This is a genomic window from Chelativorans multitrophicus (assembly GCF_011317445.1).
Classification (GTDB): Bacteria; Pseudomonadota; Alphaproteobacteria; order Rhizobiales; family Rhizobiaceae; genus Chelativorans; species Chelativorans multitrophicus.
The window spans coordinates 213478-230677 of sequence record NZ_JAAAPL010000001.1; the positions used below are offsets into that span (position 1 = coordinate 213478).

Here is a 17200-nt window from a genome sequence, read left to right on the forward strand (position 1 = left end):
GGAGACCTTCGTGCGCGCAATTCTTCTTTCGACCGCCATCATCGCTTTGCTGACAGCGCCAGGCTACGCTCAGGATACCCATGCCGGCCACGGCGCAGCGCCGGCTGCATCAAGCGCCGAGCTTCCGGCAATCTGCAAAAGCGAGGCCGCGAATTCCGCTCAGGCACATGCCATGCCGCCATCACCCGACGGTCTCGATGAAGGCCGCAAGGCCCTCATCGAATCCATGGCCGCCATGAACGAGATGGGGATGGCCATGATGGCGCCGGACATCGACGTCGCCTTCGTTTGCGGCATGATCCCCCACCACAAAGGAGCCATCGCGATGGCGAAGGCAGAACTCGACCATGGCGACGACCCTTGGGCCAAGGAACTCGCGCAAAAGGTCATCGCCGCACAAGAGCAGGAGATTGCGGAAATGCTCGAATGGCTCGAAGCCCAGGCAAAATAGTTCAGGTCGTCTAATCGCTGACCACATAGGAAATCGATGTATCGATAATCCCGTCCACCGTGCCCGAAATGAGGCCCTTCTCCCTTGCTTGTTCGGCCGTTAGGACAAGCCTCTGATTTTCGGAATAGGAAATCGCCCTGATTTCCTCTTCCGGCATCGAGGTGCAGGTTTTATAGGCTTCGGTGCTGAAGTTCGCGGATATGTTGATCATTTCATCCATCTGCCGCAACTCATCCACCGTCCAGGGCGCCTCCTGCACCATCAATGCCGGTGGATGAAGAAGAAATCGGTGGATGAAGAAGAAATGTGCCATACTCCAACGAAAGCCGTTCACGGCCGCCGCAGAACATAACCGACGCCGCTGAACCCACATAAGCGAGATTGACGGTCGTAATGGGTGTGCGGCTGCTCCTGATGATCCAATATGCGGCATCTCCTGCATCGGCGTTGCCACCCCAACTGCGGATGTACAAATAGATCTTTTCAAGATCACCATATTGTTGATTGATCTCATCGATTGTCGATATGAGATCGTTAACAGAACTCTCCGTAACCAACCCAGTGAAAATTACCTTTGCGAATTTCTCGCTTTCTGTCTCTTCCTTCATTTCCCCAAAGGCAAACCACACAATAGAGGCCAATACGGCACCAATAACTACATATAAAAATTTCATCTATATCACCGTTCTCAATCACGCGATCGAAACCTGACGTCCAGATCCTCCCTGTCGAGGATCGTGTATGATAGGGGAGAGACAACTATCTCCCTCATTTCCGAGGAAATGATCCCCTTCTCACGCGCTTCGCTGGCGCGCACCAACAGCCTGTTGTCTTCACTTTCGATAACGGCCGATATTTCGTCGGCAGAAAGGCTCGTGCATTCGCGATACACGCTTTCAAAAACTTCGTTGTATGACTTCAGCAACTCTCTTGAGAGCTCGAAATGAACGGGCTGCATGGACATTTCCGGCAAAGTGACGCTGGCGGGCTTGAGGATGAAGTACGTATTTGGAAAGGCCGCTCTTTCGGCTGCCCCGCAGAACATCACCGCCGCGACCGAGGCCACGGTCGATATGTTGACGGCAATAACGGGAATAGGCGAACTCTTGATCGCCCAGTAGGCGGCCTGGGCACTGTCCATGTCTCCGCCCGGGCTGTTGATGTAGAGATAAATGGATTGCAGCGCTTTATGCTCGCTGTTCAGCCGATCGAGCACCGAGACCAGTTCCGCTACTTTCCGCTCGGTTACCTCTCCGACGAAAAAAACTTTCGCCAAAGCTGTTTCGCTTAACTGTTCCTCGTCCGGCGCGACCGAAATTATGTCAGCTCCGGCGGGGGGCGATGATATCGCAAAGCCAGCGCACAGAAACGAATATAATAAATATCTTCTCATATATTCCTCTAAAGTAATATCACCCTAAGGATAGCATCATCCATTTCTTCCTAATCTTTAATTCTCTTCTTTTCTGCTTTTTGATGAAAGTCCTTCCGAACGCGCGAAGGATGGCGCGTCGGCGGCGGCTATCTCTTCGCAATTCCAGAAAGGAGGGCTGCTCTTGCCACTTCCCCGTTTTTCCGGCTAATTCCCGGCGCATTCCAGCTATAGCGGCCTGCATCTCAGGAGTGCGCGCGAATGTCCCTTCCAGAAAAAGCCTTTCCCGTCTCTTGGGACCAGTTCCACCGCGATGCCCGCGCGCTCGCCTGGCGTCTTGCCGGCACGAACGGACGATGGCAGGCCATCGTGTGCATCACGCGCGGCGGGCTTGTCCCGGCGGCTGTGATTGCACGCGAACTGGGCATCCGCCTGATCGAAACCGTCTGCATCGCGTCCTATCACGATTACAGCGAGCAGGGGGAACTGAAGGTCCTGAAAGAGATTTCTCCCTCCCTTCTCGAGGAGGACGGGCAAAACATCCTGATCGTCGATGATCTGACGGACACGGGCAAGACGGCCGCCATTGTGCGCGCGATGATGCCCAAGGCCCATTTCGCCACGGTTTACGCCAAGCCCAAGGGGCGGCCCCTCGTAGATACTTTTGTCACCGAGGTTTCACAGGATACCTGGATCTATTTTCCCTGGGATTTGGGATTTTCTTATCAAAAACCTATTGCCGACGGAGAAATCGGCTGATTTTCCGCGCCGAAATCGCCTGGCGCTTATTTGCCTATAGCCGGCGGCGACTTATCTTCACAATTGGAAACATTCCGATGGTGAGGTGTGAATGTAATGATAAGCCGGCTTGAGCGCATCAACATAATCGAGTGGTTTCGCCGTCTCTTTGGAGGCAACCCTCCGCGCATCCAGGCCGCAGCCCTGCCTTGGCGGCGCAAGCACGGTACGGTCGAGGTGATGCTTATCACAAGCCGCAACACCGGACGCTGGATATTGCCGAAGGGCTGGCCTGAAGGCCGGGAAGCGCTTGATCAGACCGCCATGCGAGAGGCGCTGGAGGAAGCCGGTGTAGAGGGGGCCATCTCGGGCGAGATCGGCCGCTATATCTACGGCAAGGAGATGTCCTCCGGATTCCGGTCCCGCTGCGAGGTGGCGGTATTTCCGCTTGAGGTAAAACGCGAGGTCAAGCGCTGGCCTGAGAAAACGCAGCGGGCCCGCCGCTGGTTCGTGCCGGAAGAGGCGGCGCTGCTGGTCGTAGAGCCCGATCTTTCCCGTTTGATCGGCGCCTTTGAAGGTAATCCACGAAAAATAACGGCCTGAGAGACCGTTTGCCCTTTTTCTGCGTTGGCGTTCGCGCCTTCGTTCATTATTGCCTAGGCGGACCAAACGAGGGGGCGACGCGGTTATGACGCGGATGCCATTGATTCAAAGCCGCCAATGACCGACACGCCGATCCAGCCGAAAAAAGAAACACTCGACAAAGACTTGAACAAATTCGTCTATGTCGAGGAAGCGGCAAGCATCCTCGCGCGGGGTCTTGTGGGGCCGGGCCTTGCCCTGCTTTTCCTTGCGCTCGCCTCGATTTTTGCCGGCTTTTATGTGTTTGGCGAGCCGGGTGCGCTCGTCATTATCGCGGCAGCTGCCGTAGGCGCCTATATGGCGCTCAATATCGGCGCCAACGATGTGGCCAACAATGTCGGGCCTGCCGTCGGTGCCCGCGCCATGACGCTCGGCTCTGCGCTCCTGATCGCGGCTATCGCCGAGAGCGCCGGCGCGCTGATTGCCGGCGGCGACGTGGTCGAAACCATTTCCAAGGGCATTGTCGATCCGGCGGCGGTGGGAGATCCCGGCGTCTTCATCAGCGCCATGCTCGCGGCACTCATCTCGTCCGCTTTGTGGGTTCATCTCGCCACTTGGATCGGCGCTCCCGTCTCCACCACCCATGCCGTGGTGGGCGGTGTCATAGGGGCAGGAATCGCCGCAGCCGGGATCTCCTCGGTCAATTGGCCCATGATGATGCAGATCGCCTTAAGCTGGGTGGTTTCCCCCGTCATGGGCGGTGTGGTGGCGGCCGTTTTTCTCGCCTTCATAAAAACGATGATCATCTATCGGGATGACAAGATCGCCTCGGCCCGCCGCTGGGTGCCGCTGCTCATCGCCGTTATGGCGGGCTCTTTTACCGCCTACCTGGCCACAAAGGGGCTGCGGCAGGTGCTCCATGTTCCCAACGGCATGGTCGCGCTCCTGGGCATTGCGGCCTTCATTCTCACCTGGGCGGCATCCCATGTCCATGTACGCCGCCAGTCGCGTGGCATGGAAAACCGCAACCAGTCGCTGCGCCGGCTGTTCAATGTGCCGCTCATAATTTCGGCCGCTCTTCTGTCCTTCGCGCATGGAGCGAACGACGTCGCCAATGCGGTGGGTCCCCTGGCGGCGATCGTTTCCGCCGCTCAAAGCAACACTGTCTCGGCGGAGGTCGTCATTCCCGTTTGGGTGATGATCATCGGCGCGTTCGGAATCTCGCTGGGCCTGCTGCTTTTTGGACCGAAGCTCATCCGCATGGTGGGCGAGCAGATCACGAAGCTCAATCCGATGCGCGCCTTCTGCGTGGCGCTTTCGGCTGCGCTTACCGTTATCATCGCCTCCGGCATGGGAATGCCGATCAGTTCGACACACACCGCCGTGGGCGCTGTCTTCGGGGTCGGCTTCTTTCGCGAGTGGTATACGGCCAATTCGAAGCGCCGCCGCGCCTATATCGAACGTAAATATGCCAGCAGGAACGGAAGCGCCCGCAAATCCAAAAAACGCAAGGAGCCTGCCGGCGCCAATCACGAGGACGATGAATACGGGACGGCGGGGCTTTCGCGCGAGGAAATCGTTCGCCGCAAGCTCGTGCGCCGCGCCCATGTCCGCACGATCGTAGCGGCCTGGGTGCTTACCGTACCGGCTTCGGCCGGCCTTGCCGGCGTCATCTTTCTGCTGCTTGATGCTTTTGCCTAACGCACCGGCCCCCACACAGGTATCGGTACGAAAAAGGAGCCTCCTTGTGCGTCCCGAAGGATACGGGGCGCTGCGGACGCACAGCCTTCGAGAAATACGGGCAGGCTCCATCAGGCACGCCAAGCCTCATTGCGGCTTCTCCCCGATATCCACATGTACAAGACACAATATCTAGCGTCATAGAACCTGCACGAAACGACTGCTTGACGGGTGAGCCCGAGTCGCCTTTTATAACTGAGGAGCGTCTGTCACGGGCGCACCGAGAGTCGGACAGTTCAGTCGGTTATTCCAAAGTCAGTTGTTGCGCGTAGCGCTTCGCCCGTCGTCGCCGCGGGTGATGGCGGTGTTTTTGTCCGACGAAAAAGGCGACGGGGGCGCTGGTGTCGAAGTGGTATTTGCAGGCTGTTAATGCTATATTTAGCGTTTGCTGGACAAACTCGGCACCATATAATGTGACGATCTCCATTCGGAGAGATAATCACAGGGAAGCGTCAAGGGGACCAGCCGGACTTGCCCGGCGGCTTTGCGTGGATTTCGGATCCGCGCCAGGCAACGGGCGGGGAGGAGGTATGGGGGCTGCCATGTGTCAGCGCATGACAGCAGGCGGAGGATTTGGGCTGCTGCTGAGGCAAATGTGACGAGCATTGCTTCGCGGCGAGCGCTATATCTTGATATCAGAGGGACGCGAAGAGATGCGTATCGAACGTCGGTTCACTAAGGAAGGCCAGTCTCCCTATTCGGAGATCCCCTTCCGCAAGGCCTTGAGCGAGATCAAGAACCCGGATGGCTCCATCGTCTTCCGGCTTGACGATATCGACGTCCCCGCGCAGTTCAGCCAGGTCGCCGCCGATATCCTGGCACAGAAATATTTCCGCAAGGCCGGCGTGCCCGCGCGCCTGAAAAAGGTCGAGGAGAATGACGTTCCCTCCTTCCTATGGCGCTCGGTGGCCGACGAGGCGGCGCTGTCCGAACTGCCGGAAGAGCAGCGCTACGGCTCGGAAACCGACGCCCGCCAGGTTTTCACGCGCCTTGCCGGCACCTGGACCTACTGGGGCTGGAAGGGCGGCTATTTCGATTCGGAAGCCGACGCCCGCGCCTTCATGGACGAGCTTTCCTACATGCTCGCCACCCAGCGCGTCGCGCCCAACTCGCCGCAGTGGTTCAACACCGGCCTTCATTGGGCCTACGGCATCGATGGCCCCGGCCAGGGCCACTATTATGTCGATCCCTTCACCGGCAAGCTGACGAAATCAAAGTCGGCCTACGAGCATCCGCAGCCGCATGCCTGCTTCATCCAGTCGGTCGCCGACGATCTCGTCAATGAAGGCGGCATCATGGATCTGTGGGTGCGCGAGGCGCGGCTGTTCAAATACGGCTCCGGCACGGGCTCGAATTTCAGCCAGTTGCGCGGCGAAGGCGAGAAGCTTTCCGGCGGCGGCAAGTCGTCCGGCCTCATGTCCTTCCTGAAAATCGGCGATCGCGCCGCGGGCGCCATCAAGTCCGGCGGCACCACGCGCCGCGCCGCAAAGATGGTGATCGTCGACGCCGACCATCCTGACATCGAAGCCTTTATCGACTGGAAGGTGAACGAGGAACAAAAGGTCGCCGCCCTCGTCACCGGCTCCAAGATCGTCAGAAAACATCTCGATGCGATCATGAAAGCCTGCATCAACTGCGAAGGCGCCAATGATGATTGCTTCGATCCCGCCAAGAACCCCGCGCTGAAGCGCGAGATCAAGGCGGCCAAGAAAAATGCGGTGCCCGAGAACTACGTCAAGCGCGTTATCCAGTTCGCCAAGCAGGGCTACACATCGATCGAGTTCAAGACCTACGACACGGATTGGGATTCGGAGGCCTATCTCACCGTTTCCGGCCAGAACTCCAACAACTCCGTCTCCATCAAGGACGATTTCCTGCGCGCGGTCGAGAATGACGGCGACTGGACACTGATCCGCCGCATCGACGGCAAGCCGGGCAAGACCATCAAGGCGCGCGATCTGTGGGAGAAGATCGGCTATGCCGCCTGGGCTTCCGCCGATCCAGGCCTGCACTTCAACACGACCATGAACGACTGGCACACCTCGCCGGCCGCCGGCCCGATCCGCGCGTCCAATCCGTGCTCGGAATACATGTTCCTTGACGACACGGCCTGCAACCTCGCCTCCATCAATCTCCTCGCCTATCGCGGCAAGGACGGCAGGATCGACATCGAGGGCTATGAGCATTCGGTGCGGCTGTGGACCATCGTGCTCGAAATCTCCGTCATGATGGCGCAGTTCCCCTCCAAGGAGATCGCAAAGCTTTCCTACGAGTACCGCACGCTGGGCCTCGGCTATGCCAATATCGGCGGCCTCCTGATGACCTCCGGCATCCCCTATGATTCCGACGAGGGCCGCGCCATCTGCGGCGCGCTCACCGCGATCATGACCGGCGTCGCCTATGCCACCTCGGCCGAGATGGCCGCCGAGCTCGGCGCCTTCCCGGATTACGAGCGCAATGCCGACGCAATGCTGCGCGTCATGCGCAATCACCGCCGAGCCGCCCACGGTCTTGCGGAAGGCTATGAACGGCTCGCCGTCAACCCCGTGCCGCTCAAGGCCGAGGACTGCCCCGATCCCGCGCTCACCGCGCATGCCCGCGCGGCCTGGGACCGGGCGCTGGAGCTTGGGCAGAAGCATGGCTACCGCAACGCCCAGGCCACGGTAATCGCGCCCACCGGCACGATCGGCCTCGTCATGGACTGCGACACGACCGGCATCGAGCCCGACTTCGCGCTGGTGAAGTTCAAGAAGCTCGCCGGCGGCGGCTATTTCAAGATCATCAACCGCGCCGTCCCCGAGGCCCTGCGTACCCTCGGGTACTCCGAAAGCCAGATCGCCGAGATCGAGGCTTACGCCGTCGGCCACGGCAATCTTAACCAGGCGCCGGGCGTCAACCCCTCCACGCTCAAAACGAAGGGCTTCACCGACGAGAAGATTGCCGCGCTCAACGAGGCGCTGAAATCGGCCTTCGACATCAAATTCGTCTTCAACCAGTGGACGCTGGGCGCGGACTGGCTGAAGGAGACCTTCGGCTTCACCCAGGATCAGCTCGACGATTTCTCCTTCGAGCTTCTGCCGGCTCTGGGCTTTTCAAGGAAGGACATCGAGGCCGCAAACATCCATGTCTGCGGTGCCATGACGCTCGAGGGCGCCCCGCACCTGAAAGACGAGCACCTGCCCGTCTTCGATTGCGCCAATCCCTGCGGCAAGATCGGCAAGCGCTACCTCTCCGTGGAAAGCCATATCCGCATGATGGCGGCGGCGCAGCCCTTCATCTCCGGCGCCATCTCCAAGACCATCAACATGCCGAACGAGGCCACGGTCGAGGATTGCAAGAATGCCTATATGCTCTCCTGGAAGCTGGCGCTGAAGGCGAACGCGCTTTACCGCGACGGCTCGAAGCTTTCGCAGCCGCTCAATTCCTCCCTCATCGCCGATGACGAGGAGGAAGAGGACGATGCGGTGGAAGCCCTCGTCGCCCAGCCCATGGCTGCGCGGGCCGCCCAGATCACCGAAAAGATCGTCGAGCGCGTGATCGAGCGGGTGGTGCGCGAGCGCGAGAAGCTGCCCAACCGCCGCAAGGGCTACACGCAGAAGGCCGTGGTCGGCGGCCACAAGGTTTATTTGCGCACCGGCGAGTTCGACGATGGCCGCCTCGGCGAGATCTTCATCGATATGCACAAGGAAGGCGCTGCCTTCCGCGCGATGATGAACAATTTCGCCATCGCCATCTCGCTTGGCCTGCAATATGGCGTGCCGCTTGAGGAATATGTGGAGGCCTTCACCTTCACCAAGTTCGAGCCGGCCGGCATGGTGCAGGGCAACGACGCCATCAAGAACGCCACCTCGATCCTCGACTATGTCTTCCGCGAGCTTGCCGTCTCCTATCTCGGCCGCAACGACCTTGCTCATGTGGACACCTCGGATTTCGACAAGACGGCGCTCGGCCGCGGCATTACCGAGGGCAAGGCGACCCCCTTCTCCAAGGGTCTCTATCGCGGCGCTTCCCCGCTCAAGGTGGTGAGCGGCAAGACGGAGCCGAAGGGCGAGGCCTCCGCCTCCCCTGCCCGCGCGCAGTCGGCCGGCTCCAATGTCCGCGCCCTCTCTTCCGGCGCGACCGTCACGGCGCTGAAACCCGCCTATGCGGGCCTTCAGGAGGAAGCCACCGCCTTCCGCCGCGATTATGAGGAGCGCGCCAAGGAGCTGGCCCAGGAAGCCGCCGAGGAGGAAGGGCTGAACGCCCTCTTCACGGAGGAAGCGGCCGACGAGGCGGCGGAAGCCAAGAAGGTCGAATCCCACCGCCGCCAGCAGGCGATTGCCCAGGGCTATACGGGCAACATGTGCTCCGAATGCCAGAACTTCACCATGGTGCGGAACGGGACTTGCGAGAAGTGCGACACATGCGGCGCGACGAGCGGGTGCAGTTGAGGGGCGAGGAGCATTATTGCTGCCATGGTGAGCGTACGACCGCGACTAAAGCTTATAGAAGGCGGTGGAAAGAAGTCGTCTGAATGGCTCTCGCCTCCTTCAACCGTATTGGGAAAGTCTCCCTTCGATAACGCGGCGATAATGGCTTACCGCGTGGCGCCTGGCGATTTACGAAAGCACATCGCTACTGGCCGCCATCAACCAATTCTGGACTTGTGGTGGCATGTGTACGGGGAAACACCGCCGGTTCCAGGGGCAGAGCGGTATTCCTCAATGTTCGCTGACACGGAGCAGGGACTGCATTCGGCCCATGCCTGTTTTCGTGGGATTATGCGGCCTGTCGCGGAAGACGATCGAGGCCTGGACTATGCAGCATTTGTAACCAAGCCAAAAGTGGGATTTCGCTACCGACCCTCGATGAGCTGTGTCATCGAACCCTACGATATACCGGAAGATTTGTTGTTCCTGATCTATGCACACCTTGATTTCCCTGAAGGCCGAGCTTATCAATCCAAGACAGGAAACAGACCAGTCACGAATGGCGTTGTAACGCATTGGCAACTAGTCGAATGCGATCCTGCTGAGCCTCTGTTGCCAATGGACTACGAGGCAAGATTCCGACGACGGTATTGGTGATGAGCATGTTCAAATGCAAACGGTAGCCGAACTCACGCGGTTCACGCCAAGAGCATTATACTATGCGGATGCGGATGCCTTGGAATACGTTCGCATCGATGAACCTGTGGTATATCGCCGGATCGATGGTCTTTTGACGCTGATACTTGGCATCGACGAAAGAAAGCCAGTTGGATTTAAAATCAAGGGCTTTCGCAACATCTACTTACGCAAGTTAAAGCCATCGTTGCGGGATGACAATGATCATTTCCTAAGGATGGTAACTGTTTTTGAAAAGATAATGTCGGAAATCGGAGATGGGATATTCTCTGACAGTTCGCGGCGGGAAGCGTATAAAGCTGCCACAAACATTGCCATGGAAGATCAAGTTATTGTTTCTGACCTTCCAAACGCCGCTTAGATCACTGACATCTCCTTCGTCATCCTAGGGCGAAGCCGAGCGCAGCGAGGCGCAGACCCTAGGACCCATGCCGTTCCCTCTCCGCCCACGACCGGCGCTTCCGGCACCGGGCGCTCATGGCGAAATGCCACACCTGTTTCACCGTCACGGCATGGATCCTCGGGTCATGGATCCTCGGGTCAAGCCCGAGGATGCGAAACCAGAAGGGTAGGTTCGTCCCGACGCGTTAGTGCCGAAATTGCCGCTTGACTGACAACATTCTCCCCTAGTCATCCTAGGGCGAAGCCGAGCGCAGCGAGGCGCAGGCCCTAGGACCCATGCCGTTCCCTTCTCCGCCCACGACCGGCGCTTCCGGCACCGGGCGCTCATGGCGAAATGCCACACCTGTTTCACCGTCACGGCATGGATCCTCGGGTCAAGCCCGAGGATGACGAAACCAGAAGGGTAGGTTCGTCCGCACGCGTTAGTGCCGAAATTGCCGCTGACTGACAACATTCTCCCCTAGTCATCCTAGGGCGAAGCCGAGCGCAGCGAGGCGCAGACCCTAGGACCCATGCCGTTCCCTCTCCGCTCACGACCGAGGCTTCCGGCACCGGGCATCCTGCCGAAACACCGCCCCCCTTCATCCTCCTCACGGCTTGGATCCTCGGGTCAAGCCCGAGGATGACGAAACCAGAAGGGTAGGTTCGTCCGCACGCGTTAGTGCCGAAATTGCCGCTGACTGACAACATTCTCCCCTAGTCATCCTAGGGCGGAGCCGAGCGCAGCGAGGCGCAGACCCTAGGATCCATGCCGTTCCCTCTCCGCCCACGCCCGAGGCTTCCGGCACCGGGAGCTCATGGCGAAATGCCATACCTGTTTTCACCGTCACGGCATGGATCCTCGGGTCAAGCCCGAGGATGACGAACGCAGGGTTGCGCCCACACGCGCTAGCCCGAGGATGACGAAAATGGGAAGCTGGAACCAGCACGCCACACGGCGCAGGCGTCACCACCCCCACCCGCGCAGCAGTTCCTGCCACTCGGGATTGTTTTTCTCGATCAGATCGATTTTCCATTGCCGCGGCCAGCGTTTCAGCGATTTCTCCCGCTGAATGGCGTCGCGCATATCGAAATGCTCTTCGTACCAAACGAGCCGTGCAACACCATACCGGCTAGTGAAGCGCGATCCCTTTCCATCCTTGTGCTCGATGATGCGGCGGCCAAGATCATTCGTCACGCCGATATAGATCGTGCCGCGCTTTTGGCTCGCGATTATATAAACATAGCCGGTCATGTCAGAAGGCTAATCGAGTGCCGAGGCAACGCGCAACCACCCGAGCGCGGGCGGCGCGTTTCGGATGGCGCTTACCCGCGAGGAGGCCGGCCAGCGCGGCAAGACGGACGACAACAGGGATGTGGTCGAGGGGCGCTTCGTGGAACTGGACGAAGATATCTCCATTGCCGGCCTGCTGGCGGGACGAGCCTATCAAACCGTCCGCCGTCCCAAAGTCGCCTGAAAGTCAGCGTCATACTCTCCCGCATTCTTCCAAGGTGATCCTGTTAAAAGAGCAATCTCAAACCGTGGTCCGGCCCCATAGAGGAGATGCAGCATGGACCGATTCACCGGCGGTTGCCTGTGCGGCAACCTGCGCATTGTGGCGTTGGGATCCCCATACCGGGTCGGTCTTTGCCACTGCCTCGACTGCCGCAAGCATCACGGGGCCCTTTTTAGCGCATCCGCGATTTTCCCCCAGGAAGCGGTGACGATCGACGGCGAAACACGCGACTATGCCGGACGGTTCTTCTGTCCGCGCTGCGGCTCTTCGGTTTTCGCCCGCAGCGGGGACGAAATCGAAGTGAACCTCGGGTCACTGGATGCTCCCGACCAATTGATGCCCACCTACGAGAGCTGGATCGTCCGCCGCGAGTCCTGGTTGCCGTCTTTTCCGCTCAAGAGACGATACGACCGCGACCGTGACCCCACGAGTCGCTTTGAGGACTAGGCTGTGGGATCGATTCACACCGGGTCGCCGCCATGAAAGGCAAGCCTGCCAGCAGAAACGACCGCGCCTCGCGCCTCATTAACGCCCCTCCCCGCGCCATCTACGGCGCCTTCGTGAATCCTGCTGCCCTTGCTCCATGGCTCCCGCCCAAGGGCATGACGGCCGAGATCTTTGCCTTCGAGCCGCGCGCGGGCGGCGCGTTTCGCATGGCGCTTACCCATGATGCGGCCGGCCGGCGCGGCAAGACGGAAGGCAACAAGGATCTGCTCCAGGGCCGTTTCGTGGAGCTTGTCGAAGATGAGCGCATTGTTTGGGCGGTCACCTTCCGGTCCGACGATCCTTCCTTTGCCAGCGAAATGACGATGACCTGGCGTATTCCGGCGCCGGTCGCCGGAAGGCGTGGAAGCGGCGGGGCGGAGGCAAAACTCCATACCCGGAGGAGCCCGGCGCTTTCATGAGGCTCGACGGCTAGCGTCGGTTAAGCCGCTGCAAGCAGGCTTGCATTTCCACCCGCCGCCGTCGTGTCGACGCAGACCGATCGCTCATGGGCATAGGCCGCGGGGTAGACAAGCTCCGTCACGAGCGGCACGATCCGGCCTTCCCGCGCGGAAAGCGCGGTCCTCACTGCCGTGAGCCACTGCCGCTCCCCCGTAGCCGCAACAAGATCGAGCGCGAGTGTTTCCAGTGTCTGCGGCGCGACATTTCCATGGAAAGCGGCGAGCGGAAATCCGGCCCTGGTCAGGGGCTGCAAGATGGCCGGCGCATCTTTTGCGACGGCAAGCACCGCATTGCCCGCGGCAAGCGCCTGGATCACCTGCGCGGCAAGAGCATCGGCATCGGCGCCAAGGCAAAGCACGCGGCCGCGTGGGGCAAGCTGCAGGGTGTTGGCCTCGCCCGTAGGCCCGGGCAGGTCGACAGGACCCAGATCGAGGGCGGCCGCGGAGGCAAGCACGTCCGCCCAGCGCCCGCGCAGCGCGCGCCGCAGCGCGACGATGCGATCTGTGCGATCCGCCCAGCCGCTCTTTTGCGCATCGGGCATTGCCCGCACCAGCTCTTCGGCGGCGATCGCCGGAGCATCGGCTGGCGCGAGGTCCGGCCCGGCCTTGCCGCGGCGGAAACGCCGTAGATAATGCGGACCGCCCGCCTTTGGCCCGGTGCCCGAAAGCCCTTCTCCGCCGAAAGGCTGCGATCCCACGACCGCTCCGATCTGGTTGCGGTTAACATAGATGTTGCCGGCATGGATCCCGTCCACGACCTCCTGCACGCGCGCGTCAATTCGCGTGTGAAGCCCGAAAGTCAGGCCGTAACCCTTCGCGTTGACTGCGGAAATCACGTGTCCCAGATCCTCCGCCTCGAAGGTGGCAACATGCAGGACGGGGCCGAAAACCTCACGCTCCATTTCCTCGATGCCCGAGACTTGGAAGGCTGCGGGCGCCACGAAGCGCCCCCCCTCGGGCCGCTCGATCCGGGCGAGGAGACGGCCCTTGCGCTCCATCTCCTCGCAATAGCCGGAAATCCCGGAAAGGGCCTCGTCATCGATGACGGGGCCCACATCGGTGGGAACCTGCCAAGGATCACCTACGGTGAGCGCCTGCATGGCTCCTCGAAGCATCGCGGTCACACGGGCCTCCACATCCTTCTGGATGTAAAGGATTCGCAAGGCGGAACAGCGCTGGCCGGCGCTCTGGAAGGCAGAGGCGAGGATGTCGCGCACGGCCTGTTCCGGCAGGGCCGTGGAATCGACGATCATGGCGTTGAGGCCGCCGGTTTCGGCAATCAGCATCGCGTCAGGCGCGGCGGTCTTGGCAAGCTGGCGCTCGATCGCCCGCGCAACCTCGGTCGAGCCCGTGAAACAGACGCCGGCGATGCGCGGGTCCGCCGTGAGCGGCGCGCCGACGGAGGGGCCGTCGCCGGGCAGGAGATGCAGCACATCTTCGGGGACGCCCGCTTCGTGCATCAGCGCCACCGCACGCGTTGCTATGAGGCAGGTCTGCTCCGCGGGCTTGGCCACCACCGCATTGCCCGTCACAAGCGCCGCCGCGATCTGGCCCGTGAAGATGGCGAGCGGGAAGTTCCAGGGCGAGATGCAGGCGATGACGCCACGCGCCCCGGTCCCCTCCTCCGCCTGTGCCGCCTCGTTTGCATAATAGCGCAGGAAATCCACGGCCTCGCGCAGTTCGGCAATGCCGTCAGGCAATGTCTTGCCCGCCTCTCGCGCGCAAAGGGCGAAGAATTCGCCGGCATGGGCTTCGTAGAGATCGGCGATGCGCCGCAGGATCTCCGCCCTCTCGGTAACCGGCGTGGCGGCCCAGCCGGGCTGGGCGGCAACCGCAAGGCGGACCGATTCGCTCACCTGCCCGGGCGAAGCATCAAAAACCGTGCCGACGATTTCGCTGGTCCGGGCGGGATTGACGATGATGCGCGCCTCGCCCTGCCCTCTCGCGCGCGTGATCGGCCGCCCTTCCCAGCGATGCGGCGCCTGGAAAGGCCGCCGCGCCGTCTCGATCTCACGAAGCGCCGTCTCGTCGGTGATGTCCCACCCCTTCGCGTTAATCCGCTGCCGACCGAAGATGAGTGCCGGCAGGGGAATGGCCGGATTCGGAGCAGAGCCGGCGGCTTCGGCCAGGGCGAAGGGATCACGCGCGATCTCCTCCGCGCTCACCTCTTCATCCACGATCTGGTGGACGAAGGAAGAATTGGCGCCGTTTTCGAGAAGGCGGCGGACCAGATAGGCAAGCAAATCCTCATGCGCGCCCACGGGCGCATAGATGCGGCAGCGCGTTCCTTCGCGGCGCTTAATGATATCGTGCAGGGCCTCGCCCATCCCGTGCAGACGCTGGAATTCGAAAGCATTCCTGTTCTCGGCCATGGCCAGGATGGCGGCGACCGTGTGCGCGTTGTGCGTGGCGAATTGCGGGTAGATGCGATCGGTCAACGAAAGGAGCTTCCGCGCGCAGGCAATATAGGAGATGTCCGTGTTCACCTTGCGCGTGAAGACGGGATAGCTCGACAGGCCCATGACCTGCGCACGCTTGATCTCCGTGTCCCAATAGGCTCCCTTCACGAGACGGACCATGATCCGGCGGTCAAGCCTTTCGGCAAGCGCGTAAAGCCAGTCGATGACAAAGGGGGCACGCCGCCCATAGGCCTGGACGACAATGCCGAAGCCGTCCCAACCTTCAAGCGAGGGGTCCGCCAGCACGCGCTCGATCACGTCAAGCGAGAGGTCGAGCCGGTCCGCTTCCTCCGCGTCGATGTTGAGGCCCATGCGCGCGGCCCTGGCGTCCTGCGCAAGCAGAAGCAGGCGTTCGGTCACGACCGGCATCACGCGTTCGCGCTGCGTGGCCTCGTAACGGGGGTGGATTGCCGACAGCTTTACGGAAATGCCTGGATTGGCGCGGATATCCTCGCTCTTCGCCTCTCCCTTAAGCGCGGCGATCGCATTCCGGTAAGCCTGGAAATAGCGCCGGGCATCGGCTTCCGTGCGGGCTGCCTCGCCCAGCATGTCATAGGAATAGGTATAGCCCTTGGCGGTCATCGCACGGCCGCGCTTGATCGCCTCCGCGATGGTGCGGCCAAGCACGAACTGCTCGCCCATTTCGCGCATGGCGGCGGCCACCGCGGCGCGGATCACCGGCTCGCCCAGGCGGCGGACCATGCCGCGCAGCGTCGCCTCGATGCCGTTGCCTTCATCGTCCAGCACACGGCCCGTCAGCATCAGCGCCCAGGTGGAGGCGTTCACGAAGATGGAGGCGGATTCGCCCGAATGCGCCGACCAATCGTGCGGCGCGATCTTGTCGGCGATGAGGTCATCCATGGTCTCCGCATCAGGGACGCGCAGCAGCGCCTCCGCCAGGCACATCAGCGCTACGCCCTCGCTGGTCGATAGGCCGTACTCCGCCAGGAAGGATTCCATCAAATGCCGGGTGGAGCCTGCCCGCACCGCGCGCACCAGTTCCGCCGCCTTTGCCGAAATCGCCTCACGACGGGCGGGGGAGAGGTCGGCGGATTCGATCAGCCGCCGGAGCAGAACGTCTTCATCGGCAAGGTAATGTTTCCGGATCTCGTCGCGAAGGGCATCGAGTGCAGGCATCGGAGGACCTCGATCAGCGTAGGACTTCGACGTTCTTATCATATGGTGCAGACGCCCGCCGGACTGAAATCTAGCGTTTGTAAGATCATAAATACTGTTCTAATGATAAATAGCAGCATTAAAGGACCGCAATAGGCCGTGACTTTAGATCGACTGGACCGTATCGACCGGAATATTCTCGACGCGCTGTCGCAGGACGGCAGGCTCTCCACGGCGGAGCTTGCCAAACAGGTGGGGCTTTCCAAAACGCCCGTGCAGGCGCGGCTGCGCCGATTGGAGGCGGACGGCTATATTCGCGGCTACACCGCAATCGTCGATCGGGAGCGCATGGGCGAAGGCCATATCGCCTTCGTGCAGGTGACGCTGTCAGACACGCGCTCGGCGGCGCTGGAGGCTTTCAACAAGGCCGCTCTGGCGGTGCCGGAGGTCGATCAATGTCACATGATCGCGGCAAGCTTTGATTACCTGCTGAAAGTACGCACCCGGGACATTTCCGCCTATCGGCGCGTTTTGGGCGAAAAGATCTCGAACCTGCCGCACGTCTCCCACACGTCCACTTTCGTTGTGATGGAGACGGTAAAGGATCGATAACGGCATCTTCTGCGCGCATGCCGGGGCTGCTGGTGGGGAATCCCGTCGACACGACAGGCGGCGGCGTTTCCGTCAACGGCGCCAATCTCGCGGCGCTCATCGAGGCGATGCGCCTGAACCGGCCGTCCGCCGGGCCCACAATGTGGCCGCGGCGGTTGTCCAGGTTCCTGGGGCTCTCGCTCC

At 61.0% G+C, this 17200-nt stretch carries 15 protein-coding genes; 10 read left to right on the forward strand and 5 right to left on the reverse strand.

Annotation, left to right across the window (positions count from 1 at the left end; genetic code table 11):
* The first annotated feature begins 10 nt into the window (after positions 1-10).
* A complete protein-coding gene (locus tag GNP00_RS23670) occupies positions 11-451 on the forward strand; it encodes a DUF305 domain-containing protein (protein WP_198139711.1) in 441 nt (146 codons plus the stop codon).
* 10 nt (positions 452-461) lie between these two features.
* Here GNP00_RS23670 and GNP00_RS01005 read toward each other — a convergent pair whose 3' ends face one another.
* Genes GNP00_RS01005 through GNP00_RS01015 form a run of 3 tightly spaced genes read right to left on the reverse strand, consistent with a single transcriptional unit; the run spans position 462 to position 1844 of the window.
* Positions 462-689 carry a Clp protease/crotonase-like domain-containing protein gene (locus GNP00_RS01005; RefSeq protein ID WP_157038048.1) on the reverse strand — a complete coding sequence of 76 codons (228 nt, stop codon included), beginning with the start codon at positions 687-689 and terminating at the stop codon, positions 462-464.
* On the reverse strand, positions 682-1125 hold the full coding sequence (locus tag GNP00_RS01010) for an ATP-dependent Clp protease proteolytic subunit (protein WP_049764726.1): 444 nt from the start codon (positions 1123-1125) through the stop codon (positions 682-684). The genes GNP00_RS01005 and GNP00_RS01010 overlap by 8 nt, the downstream gene beginning before the upstream one ends.
* 14 nt (positions 1126-1139) lie before the next feature.
* Positions 1140-1844 (reverse strand): Clp protease ClpP, encoded by a 705-nt coding sequence (locus GNP00_RS01015; RefSeq protein ID WP_011580675.1) that lies wholly within the window; start codon positions 1842-1844, stop codon positions 1140-1142.
* Between the two features lie 240 nt (positions 1845-2084).
* Between GNP00_RS01015 and gpt the strand changes: the two genes are divergently transcribed.
* The 5 genes from gpt to GNP00_RS01040 all read left to right on the forward strand — a co-directional run bounded on the left by gpt (position 2085) and on the right by GNP00_RS01040 (position 10349).
* A complete protein-coding gene (gpt, locus tag GNP00_RS01020) occupies positions 2085-2582 on the forward strand; it encodes a xanthine phosphoribosyltransferase (RefSeq protein WP_011580674.1) in 498 nt (165 codons plus the stop codon).
* Between the two features lie 96 nt (positions 2583-2678).
* A complete protein-coding gene (locus GNP00_RS01025) occupies positions 2679-3164 on the forward strand; it encodes an NUDIX hydrolase (protein ID WP_011580673.1) in 486 nt (161 codons plus the stop codon).
* 117 nt (positions 3165-3281) lie between these two features.
* Positions 3282-4844, forward strand: a complete 1563-nt coding sequence (locus GNP00_RS01030; protein WP_011580672.1) for an inorganic phosphate transporter — start codon at positions 3282-3284, stop codon at positions 4842-4844.
* Between the two features lie 692 nt (positions 4845-5536).
* On the forward strand, positions 5537-9313 hold the full coding sequence (locus GNP00_RS01035) for a vitamin B12-dependent ribonucleotide reductase (protein WP_011580671.1): 3777 nt from the start codon (positions 5537-5539) through the stop codon (positions 9311-9313).
* A 649-nt stretch (positions 9314-9962) separates the two neighbouring features.
* A complete protein-coding gene (locus GNP00_RS01040; RefSeq protein ID WP_011580669.1) occupies positions 9963-10349 on the forward strand; it encodes a hypothetical protein in 387 nt (128 codons plus the stop codon).
* Positions 10350-11336: 987 nt separating this feature from the next.
* Here GNP00_RS01040 and GNP00_RS01045 read toward each other — a convergent pair.
* Positions 11337-11624, reverse strand: a complete 288-nt coding sequence (locus GNP00_RS01045; protein ID WP_011580667.1) for a GIY-YIG nuclease family protein — start codon at positions 11622-11624, stop codon at positions 11337-11339.
* A 64-nt stretch (positions 11625-11688) separates the two neighbouring features.
* Between GNP00_RS01045 and GNP00_RS01050 the strand changes: the two genes are divergently transcribed.
* The 3 genes from GNP00_RS01050 (at position 11689) to GNP00_RS01060 (ending at position 12791) form a co-directional block, all read left to right on the forward strand.
* Positions 11689-11847 carry an SRPBCC family protein gene (locus GNP00_RS01050; RefSeq protein ID WP_157038047.1) on the forward strand — a complete coding sequence of 53 codons (159 nt, stop codon included), beginning with the start codon at positions 11689-11691 and terminating at the stop codon, positions 11845-11847.
* Positions 11848-11940: 93 nt separating this feature from the next.
* On the forward strand, positions 11941-12333 hold the full coding sequence (locus tag GNP00_RS01055; protein WP_011580666.1) for a GFA family protein: 393 nt from the start codon (positions 11941-11943) through the stop codon (positions 12331-12333).
* A 32-nt stretch (positions 12334-12365) separates the two neighbouring features.
* Positions 12366-12791: an SRPBCC domain-containing protein gene (locus GNP00_RS01060; protein ID WP_011580665.1), complete on the forward strand. Its 426-nt coding sequence runs from the start codon at positions 12366-12368 to the stop codon at positions 12789-12791.
* A 20-nt stretch (positions 12792-12811) separates the two neighbouring features.
* On the opposite strand, the gene putA is transcribed toward GNP00_RS01060, so the two are convergent.
* Complete coding sequence (gene putA / locus GNP00_RS01065) at positions 12812-16426, reverse strand: bifunctional proline dehydrogenase/L-glutamate gamma-semialdehyde dehydrogenase PutA (protein WP_011580664.1); 3615 nt, start codon at positions 16424-16426, stop codon at positions 12812-12814.
* A 138-nt stretch (positions 16427-16564) separates the two neighbouring features.
* Between putA and GNP00_RS01070 the strand changes: the two genes are divergently transcribed.
* Positions 16565-17017 carry an Lrp/AsnC ligand binding domain-containing protein gene (locus tag GNP00_RS01070; protein WP_011580663.1) on the forward strand — a complete coding sequence of 151 codons (453 nt, stop codon included), beginning with the start codon at positions 16565-16567 and terminating at the stop codon, positions 17015-17017.
* Positions 17018-17200 lie beyond the last annotated feature (183 nt).

Coding starts and splice junctions, on each gene's coding strand:
- GNP00_RS01010 (WP_049764726.1), bottom strand. CDS start 1,125: ATGAAATTTTTATATGTAGTTATTGGTGCCGTATTGGCCTCTATTGTG.
- GNP00_RS01015 (WP_011580675.1), bottom strand. CDS start 1,844: ATGAGAAGATATTTATTATATTCGTTTCTGTGCGCTGGCTTTGCGATA.
- gpt (WP_011580674.1), top strand. CDS start 2,085: ATGTCCCTTCCAGAAAAAGCCTTTCCCGTCTCTTGGGACCAGTTCCAC.
- GNP00_RS01025 (WP_011580673.1), top strand. CDS start 2,679: ATGATAAGCCGGCTTGAGCGCATCAACATAATCGAGTGGTTTCGCCGT.
- GNP00_RS01030 (WP_011580672.1), top strand. CDS start 3,282: ATGACCGACACGCCGATCCAGCCGAAAAAAGAAACACTCGACAAAGAC.
- GNP00_RS01035 (WP_011580671.1), top strand. CDS start 5,537: ATGCGTATCGAACGTCGGTTCACTAAGGAAGGCCAGTCTCCCTATTCG.
- GNP00_RS01040 (WP_011580669.1), top strand. CDS start 9,963: ATGCAAACGGTAGCCGAACTCACGCGGTTCACGCCAAGAGCATTATAC.
- GNP00_RS01045 (WP_011580667.1), bottom strand. CDS start 11,624: ATGACCGGCTATGTTTATATAATCGCGAGCCAAAAGCGCGGCACGATC.
- GNP00_RS01050 (WP_157038047.1), top strand. CDS start 11,689: ATGGCGCTTACCCGCGAGGAGGCCGGCCAGCGCGGCAAGACGGACGAC.
- GNP00_RS01055 (WP_011580666.1), top strand. CDS start 11,941: ATGGACCGATTCACCGGCGGTTGCCTGTGCGGCAACCTGCGCATTGTG.
- GNP00_RS01060 (WP_011580665.1), top strand. CDS start 12,366: ATGAAAGGCAAGCCTGCCAGCAGAAACGACCGCGCCTCGCGCCTCATT.
- putA (WP_011580664.1), bottom strand. CDS start 16,426: ATGCCTGCACTCGATGCCCTTCGCGACGAGATCCGGAAACATTACCTT.